13 protein-coding genes are annotated in these 13,047 nt (G+C 73.3%); 9 read left to right on the plus strand and 4 right to left on the minus strand.

Going from position 1 to position 13,047, the window contains the following annotated elements; translation table 11 throughout:
• Positions 1 to 669: peptidylprolyl isomerase (locus tag MCAG_RS25230; RefSeq protein ID WP_036375185.1), on the minus strand; the 669-nt coding region annotated here is incomplete at its 3' end.
• A gap of 259 nt (positions 670 to 928) precedes the next feature.
• Here MCAG_RS25230 and MCAG_RS25235 point away from each other — a divergent pair.
• The 3 genes from MCAG_RS25235 (at position 929) to MCAG_RS25245 (ending at position 4,061) form a co-directional block, all read left to right on the plus strand.
• On the plus strand, positions 929 to 1,648 hold the full coding sequence (locus tag MCAG_RS25235) for an MBL fold metallo-hydrolase (protein WP_007075784.1): 720 nt from the start codon (positions 929 to 931) through the stop codon (positions 1,646 to 1,648).
• Between the two features lie 52 nt (positions 1,649 to 1,700).
• Positions 1,701 to 3,029 (plus strand): histidine--tRNA ligase, encoded by a 1,329-nt coding sequence (gene hisS, locus MCAG_RS25240; RefSeq protein WP_007075785.1) that lies wholly within the window; start codon positions 1,701 to 1,703, stop codon positions 3,027 to 3,029.
• 87 nt (positions 3,030 to 3,116) lie between these two features.
• Positions 3,117 to 4,061, plus strand: a complete 945-nt coding sequence (locus MCAG_RS25245) for an acyl-ACP desaturase (RefSeq protein ID WP_007075786.1) — start codon at positions 3,117 to 3,119, stop codon at positions 4,059 to 4,061.
• Positions 4,062 to 4,170: 109 nt separating this feature from the next.
• Here MCAG_RS25245 and MCAG_RS25250 read toward each other — a convergent pair whose 3' ends face one another.
• Complete coding sequence (locus MCAG_RS25250; RefSeq protein ID WP_007075787.1) at positions 4,171 to 4,686, minus strand: PaaI family thioesterase; 516 nt, start codon at positions 4,684 to 4,686, stop codon at positions 4,171 to 4,173.
• A 56-nt stretch (positions 4,687 to 4,742) separates the two neighbouring features.
• On the opposite strand from MCAG_RS25250, the gene MCAG_RS25255 reads away from it, so the two are divergent.
• A complete protein-coding gene (locus tag MCAG_RS25255) occupies positions 4,743 to 5,219 on the plus strand; it encodes a helix-turn-helix domain-containing protein (protein ID WP_036375187.1) in 477 nt (158 codons plus the stop codon).
• A 21-nt stretch (positions 5,220 to 5,240) separates the two neighbouring features.
• On the opposite strand, the gene MCAG_RS25260 is transcribed toward MCAG_RS25255, so the two are convergent.
• On the minus strand, positions 5,241 to 6,071 hold the full coding sequence (locus tag MCAG_RS25260) for a GDSL-type esterase/lipase family protein (RefSeq protein ID WP_036377978.1): 831 nt from the start codon (positions 6,069 to 6,071) through the stop codon (positions 5,241 to 5,243).
• A 256-nt stretch (positions 6,072 to 6,327) separates the two neighbouring features.
• On the opposite strand from MCAG_RS25260, the gene MCAG_RS25265 reads away from it, so the two are divergent.
• Positions 6,328 to 7,377, plus strand: coding sequence for a S1 family peptidase (locus MCAG_RS25265; RefSeq protein WP_036375190.1), 1,050 nt, complete (start codon positions 6,328 to 6,330; stop codon positions 7,375 to 7,377).
• A 154-nt stretch (positions 7,378 to 7,531) separates the two neighbouring features.
• Here MCAG_RS25265 and MCAG_RS29865 read toward each other — a convergent pair whose 3' ends face one another.
• Positions 7,532 to 8,272, minus strand: coding sequence for a DUF998 domain-containing protein (locus MCAG_RS29865; RefSeq protein ID WP_050778056.1), 741 nt, complete (start codon positions 8,270 to 8,272; stop codon positions 7,532 to 7,534).
• A gap of 211 nt (positions 8,273 to 8,483) precedes the next feature.
• On the opposite strand from MCAG_RS29865, the gene aspS reads away from it, so the two are divergent.
• From aspS to MCAG_RS25290, 4 genes are all read left to right on the plus strand, one after another.
• Entirely contained in the window at positions 8,484 to 10,304 is a 1,821-nt protein-coding gene (gene aspS, locus MCAG_RS25275) for an aspartate--tRNA ligase (RefSeq protein ID WP_007075791.1), read from the plus strand.
• A 90-nt stretch (positions 10,305 to 10,394) separates the two neighbouring features.
• Positions 10,395 to 11,210 carry a sugar nucleotide-binding protein gene (locus MCAG_RS25280; RefSeq protein ID WP_007075793.1) on the plus strand — a complete coding sequence of 272 codons (816 nt, stop codon included), beginning with the start codon at positions 10,395 to 10,397 and terminating at the stop codon, positions 11,208 to 11,210.
• An 86-nt stretch (positions 11,211 to 11,296) separates the two neighbouring features.
• Positions 11,297 to 11,896 carry a winged helix-turn-helix domain-containing protein gene (locus MCAG_RS25285; protein WP_007075794.1) on the plus strand — a complete coding sequence of 200 codons (600 nt, stop codon included), beginning with the start codon at positions 11,297 to 11,299 and terminating at the stop codon, positions 11,894 to 11,896.
• A partial coding sequence (locus tag MCAG_RS25290; protein WP_036375195.1) for an MFS transporter occupies positions 11,893 to 13,047 on the plus strand: 1,155 nt, incomplete at its 3' end. The genes MCAG_RS25285 and MCAG_RS25290, both read left to right, overlap by 4 nt.

Consider the following 13,047-nt stretch of genomic DNA (forward strand, 5'->3'; position numbering starts at 1 on the left):
GGCCGGGTTGAAGTCCTTGAATAAGATCAGGAACTGGCTGCCGTTGGCGCCCGGCGGGTGGGCGATCATCGCCACCGTGCCCTTCGGGTACGCCGGGGGCTGGTCGGGCGCGGGGCTGGCCGACGGGCTGGCCTCGGGCAGCACCGGGACGTTCTCGTCGTAGAACGAGTACGTCGGGCCGCCCAGGCCGGTGCCGCTCGGGTCGCCGCAGCGCAGCGCGCCCTCGGAGGTGATCTCGTGGCACTTCGTGTTGTCGTAGAAGCCCCGGCTGGCCAGGTGGGCGATGCTCGCCCCGGCGCAGGGGGCCGACGCGAGGTCGAGCTCCGCGGTGATCGGGGCGCCCTGGTTGGTGGTGACGGTCAGCGCCCGGGTGCCGGAGGTCGGCAGGCCCTTGGTGGCCGGGGTGCCCACGTCCTTGAGGTTGGTGTTCGCGGTGGCGTCCTGCGGCGTCCAGAGGCAGACGTCCTCGGCGGCCGTGTTCTGCTTCGGGTCGTCGTCGAAGGCGCCCAGCGCCCAGGCCGAACCGACCACGATCAGGGCGAGCACCACGGCGGCGCCGACTCCGGCCTGGATCTGCCGCCGACGTCTGCTCCGGGCGGCCCGTCGCGCCAGCTGCCGGTCGAGCTTGGCCCGCGCCAGTTTGCGCTGCCGGTCCCTGCTGGAAGCCACCCGTGCTCCCCTTCCTCTACCCTGATGGTCACCGGCGGTCGGTGTCGCGCCCCGTCGGGTGCCACGTGCGCCACGCCACACGCCCGCCAGAGTGTACGGGTAGCGACTGGGAAAGTGGTGTACGAGGTCCGGGCTGGGTTTATCGGAGTTGCTCACTGGGCCGCTGGGGCCACCGGGGCGGGTGGGCCGGCGGAACCGGCTCGCCGTTGCGACTAGGCTGCCGGTGCAGGGTGAGACAGCTAGACGGAAGGGGAGCGGCGTGCTCGTGGCGAGCTTTCCCGCGGACGCCTTCGGCACCAACTGCTACGTGGTGGCGACCGGGCCGGGGGAGCAGTGCGTGGTGGTCGACCCGGGCATCGGGGTGGTCGACCGACTCGACGCCGTCCTCGCCGAGCATCGCCTGCACCCCGCCGCCGTGCTGCTCACCCACGGCCACCTCGACCACACGTTCTCCGTCGCGCCGGTCTGCGGCGCCCGGGGCCTCACCGCGTACGTCCACCCGGAGGACCGCGAGTTGCTGGCCGACCCGGGCAAGGCGCTGTCCATGGACCTCACCGCGCTCTTCGGCGGCCGGCTGCCCTACTCCGAGCCCGACGACGTCGCCGAGCTGACCGACGGCGCGACCCTGTCGCTGGCCGGGTTGGAGATCACCGTCGACCACGCTCCGGGCCATACCGGCGGGTCGGTGCTGTTCCGGCTGCCCGGCGCCGGCTCCCGCTGGGAGGCCGAGCAGGTCTGCCTCTCCGGCGACGTGCTCTTCGCCGGCTCGATCGGCCGCACCGACCTGTGGGGCGGCAGCATGCCCCGGATGCTCACCAGCCTGCGGGACAAGATCCTCCCGCTGGCCGACGACACGGTGGTGCTGCCCGGCCACGGCCCCGCGACCACCATCGGCCGCGAGCGCGCGAGCAACCCGTACCTCATCGAGGTGGCGGCCTCGGGCGGCGCACGCCCGGCCGCACCCACCCGCGGTCTCTAGGCCGCGCCTCGGTCTTTCCCGCGCCGGCGGCGCGGGTCTGTGAAGGAGCGTCATGAGCAAGCCCACGCCCATCTCCGGCTTCCCCGAGTGGACGCCGGCGCAGCGGATGATCGAGCAGTTCGTGCTCGACCGGATCCGCGCCACCTTCGAGCTGTACGGCTTCGCGCCGCTGGAAACCCGCTCGGTCGAGCCCCTCGATCAGCTCCTGCGCAAGGGGGAGACCTCCAAGGAGGTCTACGTGCTGCGCCGCCTCCAGGCCGACGCCGACGGGCCGGCCGGTGACGACTCCCTCGGCCTGCACTTCGACCTGACCGTGCCGTTCGCCCGCTACGTGCTGGAGAACGCCGGCCGGCTCCAGTTCCCGTTCCGCCGATACCAGATCCAGAAGGTGTGGCGGGGCGAGCGCCCGCAGGAGGGGCGCTACCGGGAGTTCCTCCAGGCCGACATCGACATCGTCGACCGGGACACCCTGCCCGCCCACTACGAGGCCGAAATGCCGCTGGTGATCGGCGACGCGCTGCGCTCGCTGCCGATCCCGCCGGTGACCATCCAGGTGAACAACCGCAAGATCTGCGAGGGGTTCTACCGGGGCATCGGGCTGACCGACCCGGAGGCCGCCCTGCGCGCGGTCGACAAGCTCGACAAGATCGGCCCGGTCAAGGTCGCCGAGCTGCTCGCCGAGACGGCCGGGGCGAGCGAGGCACAGGCCAAGGCGTGCCTGGCCCTCGCTGAGATCTCGGCACCGGACGGCTCGTTCGCCGACGCCGTGCGCGGCCTCGGGGTGAGCCACCCGCTGCTCGACGAGGGCATCGCCGAGCTGGCCGCGGTGGTGGAGACCGCCGCCGCGCACTCCCCGGGGCTGTGCGTGGCGGACCTGCGGATCGCGCGCGGGCTGGACTACTACACCGGCACCGTCTACGAGACGTCCCTCGCCGGGCACGAGCGGTTCGGCTCGGTCTGCTCCGGCGGCCGGTACGACAACCTGGTCAGCGCCGGTGGCGTGTCCTTCCCCGGAGTGGGCATCTCGATCGGGGTGAGCCGGCTGCTCGGGCTGCTTTTCGGCGCGGGCGCACTCACCGTGTCCCGCAGCGTACCGACGTGCGTGCTGGTAGCGGTGACCAGCGAGGAGCTGCGGTCGGCGAGCAACGCGGTCGCCGACGCGCTGCGCCGCCGGGGGGTGCCCACGGAGGTGGCGCCGAGCGCGGCGAAGTTCGGCAAGCAGATCCGGCACGCCGAGCGGCGGGGCATTCCGTACGTCTGGTTCCCCGGCGTCGACGGGGCGCCCGACGAGGTGAAGGACATCCGCTCCGGCGAGCAGGTGGTGGCGGCGGCCGGAGAGTGGACCCCGCCCCGGGCGGACCTGAAACCCCTGGTCGGCTGAGGCGGGACGCGCGGGCGGGGCGTTACTGGCGCGTACGGCGCGGACGACCTACGGTGGCGTAAGTTACGCCACCGTAGGGAGAACTTCGTGACCGCACTCAGCCAGACCGCCCTGCTCGTCGAGCTCGAACCCGTCGTGGCGAAGAACCTCGACCGACACCTCTCGATGGCCAAGGAATGGTTCCCGCACGAGTACGTGCCGTGGAGCGAGGGGCGCACCTTCGACGGACCGCTCGGCGGGCAGGCGTGGTCGCCGTCGGACTCGACGATCCCCGAGATCGCGCGCACCGCGCTGATCGTGAACCTGCTGACCGAGGACAACCTCCCCTCGTACCACCACCAGATCGCCACCCTCTTCGGCCCGGACGGGGCGTGGGGCACGTGGGTGGGCCGGTGGACCGCCGAGGAGGGCCGGCACGGCACCGCCATCCGCGACTACCTGACCGTGACCCGGGCAGTCGACCCGGTGGCCCTGGAGCGGGCCCGGATGGTGCACATGACCGCCGGCTACACCAACTCCCACGACGACTCGATGCTGCGCTCGCTGGCGTACGTGTCGTTCCAGGAACTGGCCACCCGGATCTCGCACCGCAACACGGGCCGGGTGACCGGCGACCCGGCCTGCGAGGCGCTGCTGGCCCGCGTAGCCGCCGACGAGAACCTGCACATGGTCTTCTACCGCAACCTGCTCGCCGCCGCCCTCGAACTGGCCCCGAGCCAGGCGATGCGGGCCATCGCCGACGTCCTGGAGGACTTCCAGATGCCCGGCGTGGGCATCGAGGGCTTCGCCCGCAAGTCGGTGGCGATCGCCCTGGCCGGCATCTACGACCTGCGCCAGCACCGCGACGAGGTGGTCATCCCGGTGCTGCGCCAGTGGGACGTCTTCAACGTCACGGGCCTGGACGCCGACGGCGAGGCCGCCCGCGACCAGATCGCCGCCCACCTGGACACCCTGCAGACCCACGCGTCCCGCTTCGAGGAGAAGCGCGACGCCCGCGCCGCCCGCCGCGCCACCCTGGCCCCCACCCCCTGACCACCCCGCCCCCTCTTCCGCGATCTTGCAGTTGGGGCCCGGGCGAAAGGGGCACACCGCCCGCCATCGGGGCCGAAAGTGCAAGATCGCGGGAGAGTGGGGGGCGGGGTCAGGGGGTGGGGGCCAGGGGGAAGAGGAGGCAGGTGGAGGTGGCGTGGGCGATCAGGCGGGCCGCCTCGTCCGTGAGTCTCGCCTCCGCGAGGGCGGTGCGGCGGCCGGCCTGGAGGACGGTGCCCTCGCAGCGCAGGGTGCCGCTGTCGACCGTCACCGGGCGGAGGAACTTCACGTTCAGGTCCAGCGAGGTGTAGCCCACGCCGGCCGGCAGGGTGGTGTGCACGGCGCAGGCGGCGGCGGTGTCCAGCAGGGTGGAGATGACCCCGCCGTGCACGGTGCCGAGCGGGTTGTAGTGGAACTCCTGCGGCACCAGTTCGACGACCACCCGGCCCTCGTCGGCCTCCATCCGGCCCATGTCGATCAGGTGCATCACCGGCGGCGCGGCCAACTCGCCGGCGATCATCGCCCGGAGCAGTTCCAGACCGCTGCGCCGACCCACGTGGGCCGCGCCCGCCACAGGGTCGGACCAGGAGAAGGTACGGCTGCGCGCCGGCTGCTGCGTCTGTGCCATGGATGCAGCCTGGCAGCGCGTTGCTGAGTCTGTCAATCGGACTTAGCCTGGTCGGCATGAGACCCGCGGCACTGGACTGGTCGGTCGAGAACTGCACCATCGCCCGCGCGATGGCCATCCTCGGCGAGCGGTGGACCCTGGTCGTGCTCCGCGAGGTGTTCAACGGCGTTCGCCGCTTCGACGACATGCGGGTGCGCACCGGCATTCCCCGGCAGGTGCTGACGAATCGCCTCGCCGCCCTGGTGGAGCAGGGCGTGCTGCGCCGCGAGCCGTACCGGGAGCCGGGCAGCCGGATGCGTCACGAGTACCGGCTCACCGACAAGGGTCTCGACCTGTGGCCGGTGTTGGTCGCCGTGCTCGGTTGGGGGGACCGCCACCTCGCCGACCCGGGCGGCTCGCCGCTGTCGGTCGGGCACCGCGACTGCGGTGCCGAGGTGCGGGTGGAACTGCGCTGCGCCGCCGGGCACGAGGTGACCGCCCCGCGCGACGTGGTGCCGCGGCCGGGCCCCGGCGCCCGCCGCCGCGTGGGTTGAGGACGCCGGGGCGCGGACGGGTCACCAGCGGAAGCCGGCGGCGTACGACACGCTGGCGAGGGCCTGCTGCCCGGTGGCATTCGGGTGGAAGTAGTCCCAGGTGGAGAGCTGGCTCAGGGTGAACGGGTAACCGAACACGGCGTTGTCGTCGAAGTCGCAGTTCGGGCCGTACGCGGCGCACGCCTGGGCGAGTTGGGTGTTGTAGTCGATCACCCGCTGGCGGACCCGTGCCCGGCGGTCGACGTCGGCCTGGGCGGTGGAGGTCGGGTTGGCCAGCATGGACTGGCAGATGCCGAACAGCGACCACGCCGTACGGGCGCTGACGCTGCCCTTGCCGACGGACCAGAGCCGGTGGATGTCCGGGACGCTGACGACCGACACCCGGGCGTTCGGCAGGCCCGACCTGATGCGGCCGAGCGCGGAGTCGATGTTGGCCCGGTAGGTGCTCACCGGCGTCATGCTCGACTCCGAGCCGGTGCAGGCGTCGTTGGCGCCGATCAGCATCGTCACGTACCCGACGCCCTGGCTGACCGCGGTCCCGGCCTGGCCGTACATGTCGGCGGACTTCGCGCCGGTCTTCGCGTCGTTGTGGTTGTTGCCGCCGATGGCCGGGTTGACCGCGCGTACGCGCAGGTAGTGGCTGTTCACCGAGGAGTTGTCGCCGGTGCTGAACGATCGGGAGGTGCAGTCGACGTAAAAGCCGCAGGCGTTGAAGCCGCGAGTGATCGAGTCGCCGAGGCTGGCCATGGAGTTAGGCGGCGGGCCGGCGTCGGCGTGGGCGGCGGTGGCACCGAGGGGGACGAGGGCGGTGGTGGCGGCGAGGGCGGCCAGGGCGCGTCGGATGGGGGTCATGGTGGCCTCCGGATCACGGGTGCCGATGAAGGAAATCGAGATGCATCGATCATATTGATCGACATCGGCGGCCACAACGTTGCGAACCCGCGTCGGGCGTAGCTTGGGCGAAACAGGCCGAAGTCGGGGTCTTGTTAGTGATCTTAAGTATGTGAATACTTCAGATCACTCGGCCGGTTCACCCCAGTTCCGGCCGGGTCGCCCTCGGGTCCGTCACCCCGGCGCGACCCGTCACCCCCTTCCGGGAGGCTGTTACATGCGACCCACGAGGTCATCGCTTCTCCGCGCCGTGTCCGTCGCCGCGGCCGGCACCCTGGTCGCCACCGCGCTGATCAGCGCCCCCGTCCAGGCCGCTCCCGCCGCCTCGCCCGACGCCGCGGCCAGCCTGGCCGAGCGGCTCGGCGACCGCTCCGCCGGCACCTACGCCGACGCCAGCGGCAAGATGGTCGTCACCGTGACCGACGCCGCCGCCGCCCGCCAGGTCCGCGCCTCCGGCGCGACCCCGAAACTCGTCAAGCGGGGTGCGGCCGAGCTCAACCGGGCCACCGCCGAGCTGGAGCGTTCCGCGAAGATCCCCGGCACCGCGTGGTGGACCGACCCGACCACCAACCAGGTCGTCGTCTCCGTCGACAGCACCGTCACCGGCACCAAGCTGGAGCGCGTGAAGGCCGCCGTGGCCCGGACCGGCGGCGCCGTCCGCATCGAGGCCGAGGCCGGCGTGCTGAGCACCCGCATCTCCGGCGGCCAGGCGATCTACGCCGCCGGCGGCGGTCGCTGCTCGCTTGGCTTCAACGTCCGCAGCAGCTCCGGGGTGACCTACTTCCTGACCGCCGGGCACTGCACCAACATCGCCTCGACCTGGTACTCGAACTCGGCCCAGACGAACACCCTCGGCACCCGCGCCGGCACCAGCTTCCCGGGCAACGACTACGGCATCGTCCGGCACAGCAACTCCGCCAACGCGACGGGCAACGTCTCCCTCTACAACGGCAGCTACCGGGACGTCACCGGCGCGTCCAACGCGTACGTCGGCCAGAGCGTGCAGCGCTCCGGCAGCACCACCGGCCTGCGCAGCGGCTCGGTCCAGGCGCTCAACGCCACCGTGAACTACGCCGAGGGCTCGGTCTCCGGCCTGATCCGCACCAACGTCTGCGCCGAGCCGGGCGACAGCGGCGGCTCCCTGTTCAGCGGCAGTAGCGCCCTCGGCCTCACCTCCGGCGGCAACGGCAACTGCACCCGCGGCGGCACCACCTACTTCCAGCCGGTCACCGAGCCGCTGAGCGTCTACGGCGTCAGCATCATCTGATCCACCGCACCTGCCGCGAAGCGGGTCGCCGGCCTCCGGCGGCCCGCTTCAGGCGTACCCCGGGAAACCGGCGTAGCCGCTAGGACGGCGACCGGCGGGGGTCGTGCCGGCGGGCGGCGACCGTGAGCCTGGCGTGGTTCGCCGGCCCTGTGGGTCAACCGCGCCGGCCCAGCCATCCGGCGACCAGCAACGGGCAGAGCGCCTCCGCGCCGGCGGCCACCCGCTCGGCCAGGCCGATCCGGTCGCCGCCGGTGGCCAGCTCGACTGTGAACCAGGCCACCGGCACGAGCAGCCCCACCGTCAGTGCGGTCCAGGCGGCCCGCGCGCCGGCGTACCCGTCGGATCCGGACCCCGCGTCGCCGCCCGCCGGCCGGGGCGCGTCGCGGCGGCGCGGTTCGGCCGGTCGCGAGCCGCCAGGTCGTGGTTCGGCGCTGGCCGGTCGTGGTCCGGCGCTGGCCGGCCACGGTTCGTCGCCGGCCGGTCGCGGGTTGCCTCGCCCCGGTCCGCCGCCGGCCAGGGCGAGGCTCGGCCAGAGCGCCAGCGCACCGAACGCTATGGCGGCGGCGAGCGTGTGCGGCACCGAGCCGCCATCGGGCGGCAGCGGAAACGCCGCCACGGCGAGCGTGGCGAGCCCGCCCACCGCGAGCAGCGCCCGTCCGCCAGCTGCCAGCGGGCGCAGCCCGGCGGCAGTCACGCAGTGGCACAGGCCGAGACCGACGAGGCCGAGCGTCATGATCCACCGGTCGGCCGCGCCGACGGCCGCGAGCGCGCTGATCGTCCCGGAGACCTGGTCGAACCCGCCGGGCTGCCGGGCAGCGCCGAGCAGCCAGCCGCCGACCAGGAACACCGGCGCCGCGCCGGCGGAGAGCAGGACCCAAGGGGGTGCGACACGCATCCGGCACACCGTACGCGGCACGCCCGGTCGGCCTGTCGGCGGCGCGGGACGTGTGAAGCGGGACGTGTTAGCAGGGGGCCCCTCTACAACAGGATGCGTTAACAGGGGGCCCTTCCTTACCCCCCAACCGCGCCCGGTGGCGGCGGGGGCCGGGGTGCCCTGACAGAATGCGAGGGCAGACCGATCGCAGACGATGAGGGAGACGCAAGCCGTGATCCGTACCCATGACGCCGGCAGCCTGCGCGCGACGGACGCCGGCACCACGGTGACGCTCGCCGGGTGGGTCGCCCGCCGGCGCGACCACGGCGGTGTCATCTTCGTCGACCTGCGCGACGGTTCCGGCATCGTCCAGGTGGTCTTCCGTGAGGAGGACGCCCACGCGTTGCGCAACGAGTTCTGCGTCAAGGTGACCGGCGAGGTGACCCGCCGTCCCGAGGGCAACGAGAACCCGGAGCTGCCCACCGGCGAGATCGAGGTGACCGCCAGCGCACTGGAGGTGCTCTCGGAGGCCGCGCCGCTGCCGCTGCCCGTCGACGACCAGGTCGAGGCCGGCGACGACATCCGGCTCAAGTACCGCTACCTGGACCTGCGTCGGGGCGGCCCGGCGCGGGCGATGCGGCTGCGTTCCCGGGCCAACCAGCTCGCCCGGGGCGTGCTGCACGACCGGGACTTCCTGGAGATCGAGACGCCGACGCTGACCCGGTCCACCCCGGAGGGCGCGCGCGACTTCCTGGTCCCGGTCCGCCTCCAGCCGGGCAGCTGGTACGCGCTGCCGCAGTCCCCGCAGCTGTTCAAGCAGCTGCTGATGGTCGGCGGCATGGAGCGGTACTACCAGATCGCCCGCTGCTACCGCGACGAGGACTTCCGCGCCGACCGGCAGCCGGAGTTCACCCAGCTCGACATCGAGATGTCCTTCGTCACCGAGGACGACGTGATCGACCTCGGCGAGGCGATCGTGTCGGCGCTCTGGTCCGACCTGGCCGGGTACGAGATCCCCCGGCCCATCCCGCGCATCACCTGGCACGATGCGATGGCTCGGTACGGCTCCGACAAGCCGGACCTGCGCTACGGCGTCGAGCTGACCGAGCTGACGGACTACCTGCGCGGCACCGCGTTCCGGGTGTTCGCCGGCGCGATCGACGCGGGCGGGTACGTGGGCGCGGTCGTCATGCCGGGCGGCGCGGGCCAGACCCGCAAGGAGCTGGACGGCTGGCAGGACTGGGCGAAGGCGCGCGGGGCGAAGGGCCTGGCGTACGTGGTGCTCGACGCCGAGACCGGCGCGCCGCGCGGCCCGGTGGCGAAGAACCTCTCCGAGGAGCACCTGGCGGGGCTGGCCGACGCGGTCGGCGCGAAGCCGGGCGACGCGGTGTTCTTCGCCGCGAGCACCGAGACCCGGGAGGCGCAGGAGCTGCTCGGCGCGGCCCGGATCGAGATCGCCAAGCGGGCGAAGCTGATCGACGAGTCCGCGTGGACGTTCTGCTGGGTGGTCGACGCCCCGATGTTCGAACGGACCTCGGACGACAGTGGCGGGGCGGGCGGCTGGACGGCCGTGCACCACCCGTTCACCTCCCCGAACGCCGAGTGGGTGGACCGGTTCGAGGAAGCGCCGGACCGGGCGCTGGCGTACGCGTACGACATCGTCTGCAACGGCAACGAGATCGGCGGCGGCTCGATCCGTATCCACCGGGGCGACGTGCAGCAGCGGGTCTTCGACCTGCTCGGTATCACCCCCGAAGAGGCGCAGGACAAGTTCGGCTTCCTGCTGGAGGCGTTCAAGTACGGCGCCCCGCCGCACGGCGGCATCGCGTTCGGCTGGGACCGGGTCTGCATGCTGCTCGCCGGCGCGGACTCGATCCGGGAGGTGATCGCGTTCCCGAAGACCCGGGGCGGCTTCGACCCGCTGACGGGCGCGCCGACGCCGATCACCGCCCAGCAGCGCGCCGAGGCGGGCATCGACGCCAAGCCGAAGCCGGCCGCAGCCGCGCACTCCGGCACCGCCGGCCCGGCCGCCCCGGTGGCCGACCCGGTCTGAGGCGACCACCGGCCCCGGCGGGCGGCCCGACGGTGGCCGCCCGCCGGGCGACGGGAGAAAGCGCGGGCGACGGGAGGGAACGGGGGCGACGTGACGCTGCTCGTGGTGGGCGCCAGCGGGTACCTCGGCGGTGAGGTGTGCCGGCAGGCCGTCGCGGCGGGGGAGCGGGTGGTCGGCACGTACCACGCCAACCCCGTCGAGCTGGCCGGGGTCGAGGTGCGCCGGCTCGACGTGACCGACCGGGCCGCCGTGCGCGCGCTGGTCGCGGCCGTGCGGCCGGCCGCCGTGGTGAGCACCCCCTACCGGTACGACGACTGGGCGGTCACCGCCGACGGCGCGGCCCGCGTCGCATGCGCCGCCGTCGAGGCGGGGGCGCGGCTCGTGCACCTGTCCAGCGACGCGCTGCACGCCGGCCGACCGCAGCCGTACGCCGACGACGACGCCCCGACCCCGGTCTTCCCGTACGGGGCGGCGAAGGCGGCGGCGGAGACCGCCGTGCGGGCGATCGACCCGGGGGCCGCGCTGGTGCGTACCTCGTTGATCGTGGGCGACGAGCGGAGCAGGCAGATCCGGCTCTGCCTGGAGGCCCTCGCCGGCGGCGTGGCCCTGTTCACCGACGAGGTCCGCTGCCCGGTCGACGTGGCGACCTGGCCGCTTGCCGTTCTGGAGTTGGCCCAGGGGGACCACGCCGGGCTGCTCAACGTGGCCGGCCCGGAGGCGGTCAGCCGTGCCGACTGGGGCTGCTGGTGGTCCGGCGGTTCGGGCTCGACTCGGCCGGCCTGCGGACCGCCACGAGCGCCTGCGTCGGGCCTGGCCCGCCCCGTCGAGGTACGCCTCGACAGCTCCCGCGCCGCCGGCCTGCTGCGTACCCGCCTGCGCGGGGTCAGCGAACTCCTCGCCCCCTGACGTCCCGTTCCCGCAGCTGTCGGGTCTCGCACGGTTTTTACGCACAACTATTGTGCACAGGAGATGTGCACAACTATTGTGCGTTCATGGAGAACGATGAGGGAGTGGGGCTGCCTGCGCCCCGCCAGGTCCGGCTGGACCAGCGACAACTGCGGGTGCTGGCGCACCCGCTGCGGCTGCGGCTGCTCGGCGCGCTGCGGGCCGACGGGCCCGCCACCGCCACCGGGCTCGCCGAGCGGCTCGACACCAACACCGGCGCCACCAGCTACCACCTGCGCCAACTCGCCGAGGTCGGGCTCGTTGTCGAGGCCCACGACCTCGCCGTCGGGCGACAGCGCTGGTGGCGGGCGGCGCACGACATCAGTAGCTGGGAGCCGTCCGACTTCGACGACGACCCGGACGCCCGGGCCGCCGCCGAGTGGATCCAGGCCGAACAGGTGCGACTGGTCGTCGAGCACTCCGACCGGTGGTTCGCCGCCCAGCAGGACTTCCCAGCCGCCTGGCGGAACGCCGCCGGCATGAGCGACGCCCTGCTGCACCTCGGGCCCGAGCGGCTCCAGGCGATGGAGGCGGAGGTGTGGGAGGTCCTCATGCGCTACCGCGCGGAGTCGACCCCCGACGAGGCGGACGCCCGGCCGGTGCAGGTCTTCCTGGCCGCGTACCCGATGATCGAGCCGACCCGGTGAGCGCGCTGTCCGTACGCCAGGTGCAGTCGCGCTACCTGGTCCTGCACGGCCTGCGCTGGCTGCCCACCGGCCTGCTGATCCCGGTCATGATCCTGCTGATGCAGGAGCGCGGCCTGTCGCTGTCCCAGATCGGCGTGGCTTTCACCGCCCAGGGTCTCGTGGTGCTGGCGCTGGAGCTGCCGACCGGTGGCTTGGCCGACGCGTTGGGTCGCAAGCCGGTGCTGGTCACCGCCGCGGCGCTGAACCTGGTGTCCCTGGCGCTGTTCGCGGTGGCCGACTCCCTCGCCCTGTTCGTTCTGGTCTTCGCGGTGCAGGGGATCCACCGGGCGCTGGACAGCGGCCCCCTGGATTCCTGGTACGTCGACGCCACCCTCGCCGCCGATCCCGAAGCCGGGTACGAGCGCGGCCTCGGCCTCGGCGGCACCGTCGCCGGCGTCGCCATCGCCGGCGGCGCGCTGCTGTGCGGCGGCCTGATCACGCTCGGCCCGCTCGGCCCGGTGAGCGCGCTGGCCGTGCCGGTGCTGGCCGCCGTCGTGGCGCAGGCGGTGGCGCTGGCCGCCCTGGTGACGTTGCTGGTCGAGGTCCGGCCGGGACGGGGAGCCGGCGCGCTGCGCGCGTCGGTCGCGCAGGCGCCCCGGATGGTCGGGCAGGCGTTCGGCCTGCTGCGCCGCTCCCGCGTGCTGCTCGCCCTCGTGGCGGTCGAGCTGTTCTGGGGCTTCGGCATGATCACCTTCGAGTCGCTGCTGCCGGTCCGGCTCGCCGAGGTCGTCGGCGACCCCGAGCGGGCCGCCGCGCTGCTCGGCCCCGCCAGCTCCGCCGCGTGGCTCGCCTCGGCCGCCGGGGCCGCCCTCACCCCGCTGCTGCTGCGCTGGCCCGGCGCCGCGCCCGGCGCCGCGCTGCTGCGCGTCCTGCAGGGCGTGACCGTGGTCGGAATGGGGCTGTTCGCCGGCCCGGTCGGGGTGCTCGTGGCGTACCTGGCCTGCTACACCGTGCACGGCGCGTCGAACCCGCTGCACCTGGGCCTGCTGCACCGCCAGGTCGACGGCCCGTACCGCACCAGCGTGCTCTCGCTCAACTCGATGATGGCCCAGCCGGCCGGGGCGCTCGGCGCGGTGGTGCTGACCGTCATCGCCGAGCACACCAGCGTCAGC

The sequence above is a fragment of the Micromonospora sp. ATCC 39149 genome, from assembly GCF_000158815.1.
Classification (GTDB): Bacteria; Actinomycetota; Actinomycetes; order Mycobacteriales; family Micromonosporaceae; genus Micromonospora.

Bases quoted from the DNA above. Each gene is read 5' to 3' on its own strand.
- hisS (WP_007075785.1), top strand. From the start codon at position 1,701: ATGAGCAAGCCCACGCCCATCTCCGGCTTCCCCGAGTGGACGCCGGCG.
- MCAG_RS25250 (WP_007075787.1), bottom strand. From the start codon at position 4,686: ATGGCACAGACGCAGCAGCCGGCGCGCAGCCGTACCTTCTCCTGGTCC.
- MCAG_RS25255 (WP_036375187.1), top strand. From the start codon at position 4,743: ATGAGACCCGCGGCACTGGACTGGTCGGTCGAGAACTGCACCATCGCC.
- MCAG_RS25260 (WP_036377978.1), bottom strand. From the start codon at position 6,071: ATGACCCCCATCCGACGCGCCCTGGCCGCCCTCGCCGCCACCACCGCC.
- MCAG_RS25265 (WP_036375190.1), top strand. From the start codon at position 6,328: ATGCGACCCACGAGGTCATCGCTTCTCCGCGCCGTGTCCGTCGCCGCG.
- MCAG_RS29865 (WP_050778056.1), bottom strand. From the start codon at position 8,272: ATGCGTGTCGCACCCCCTTGGGTCCTGCTCTCCGCCGGCGCGGCGCCG.
- MCAG_RS25285 (WP_007075794.1), top strand. From the start codon at position 11,297: ATGGAGAACGATGAGGGAGTGGGGCTGCCTGCGCCCCGCCAGGTCCGG.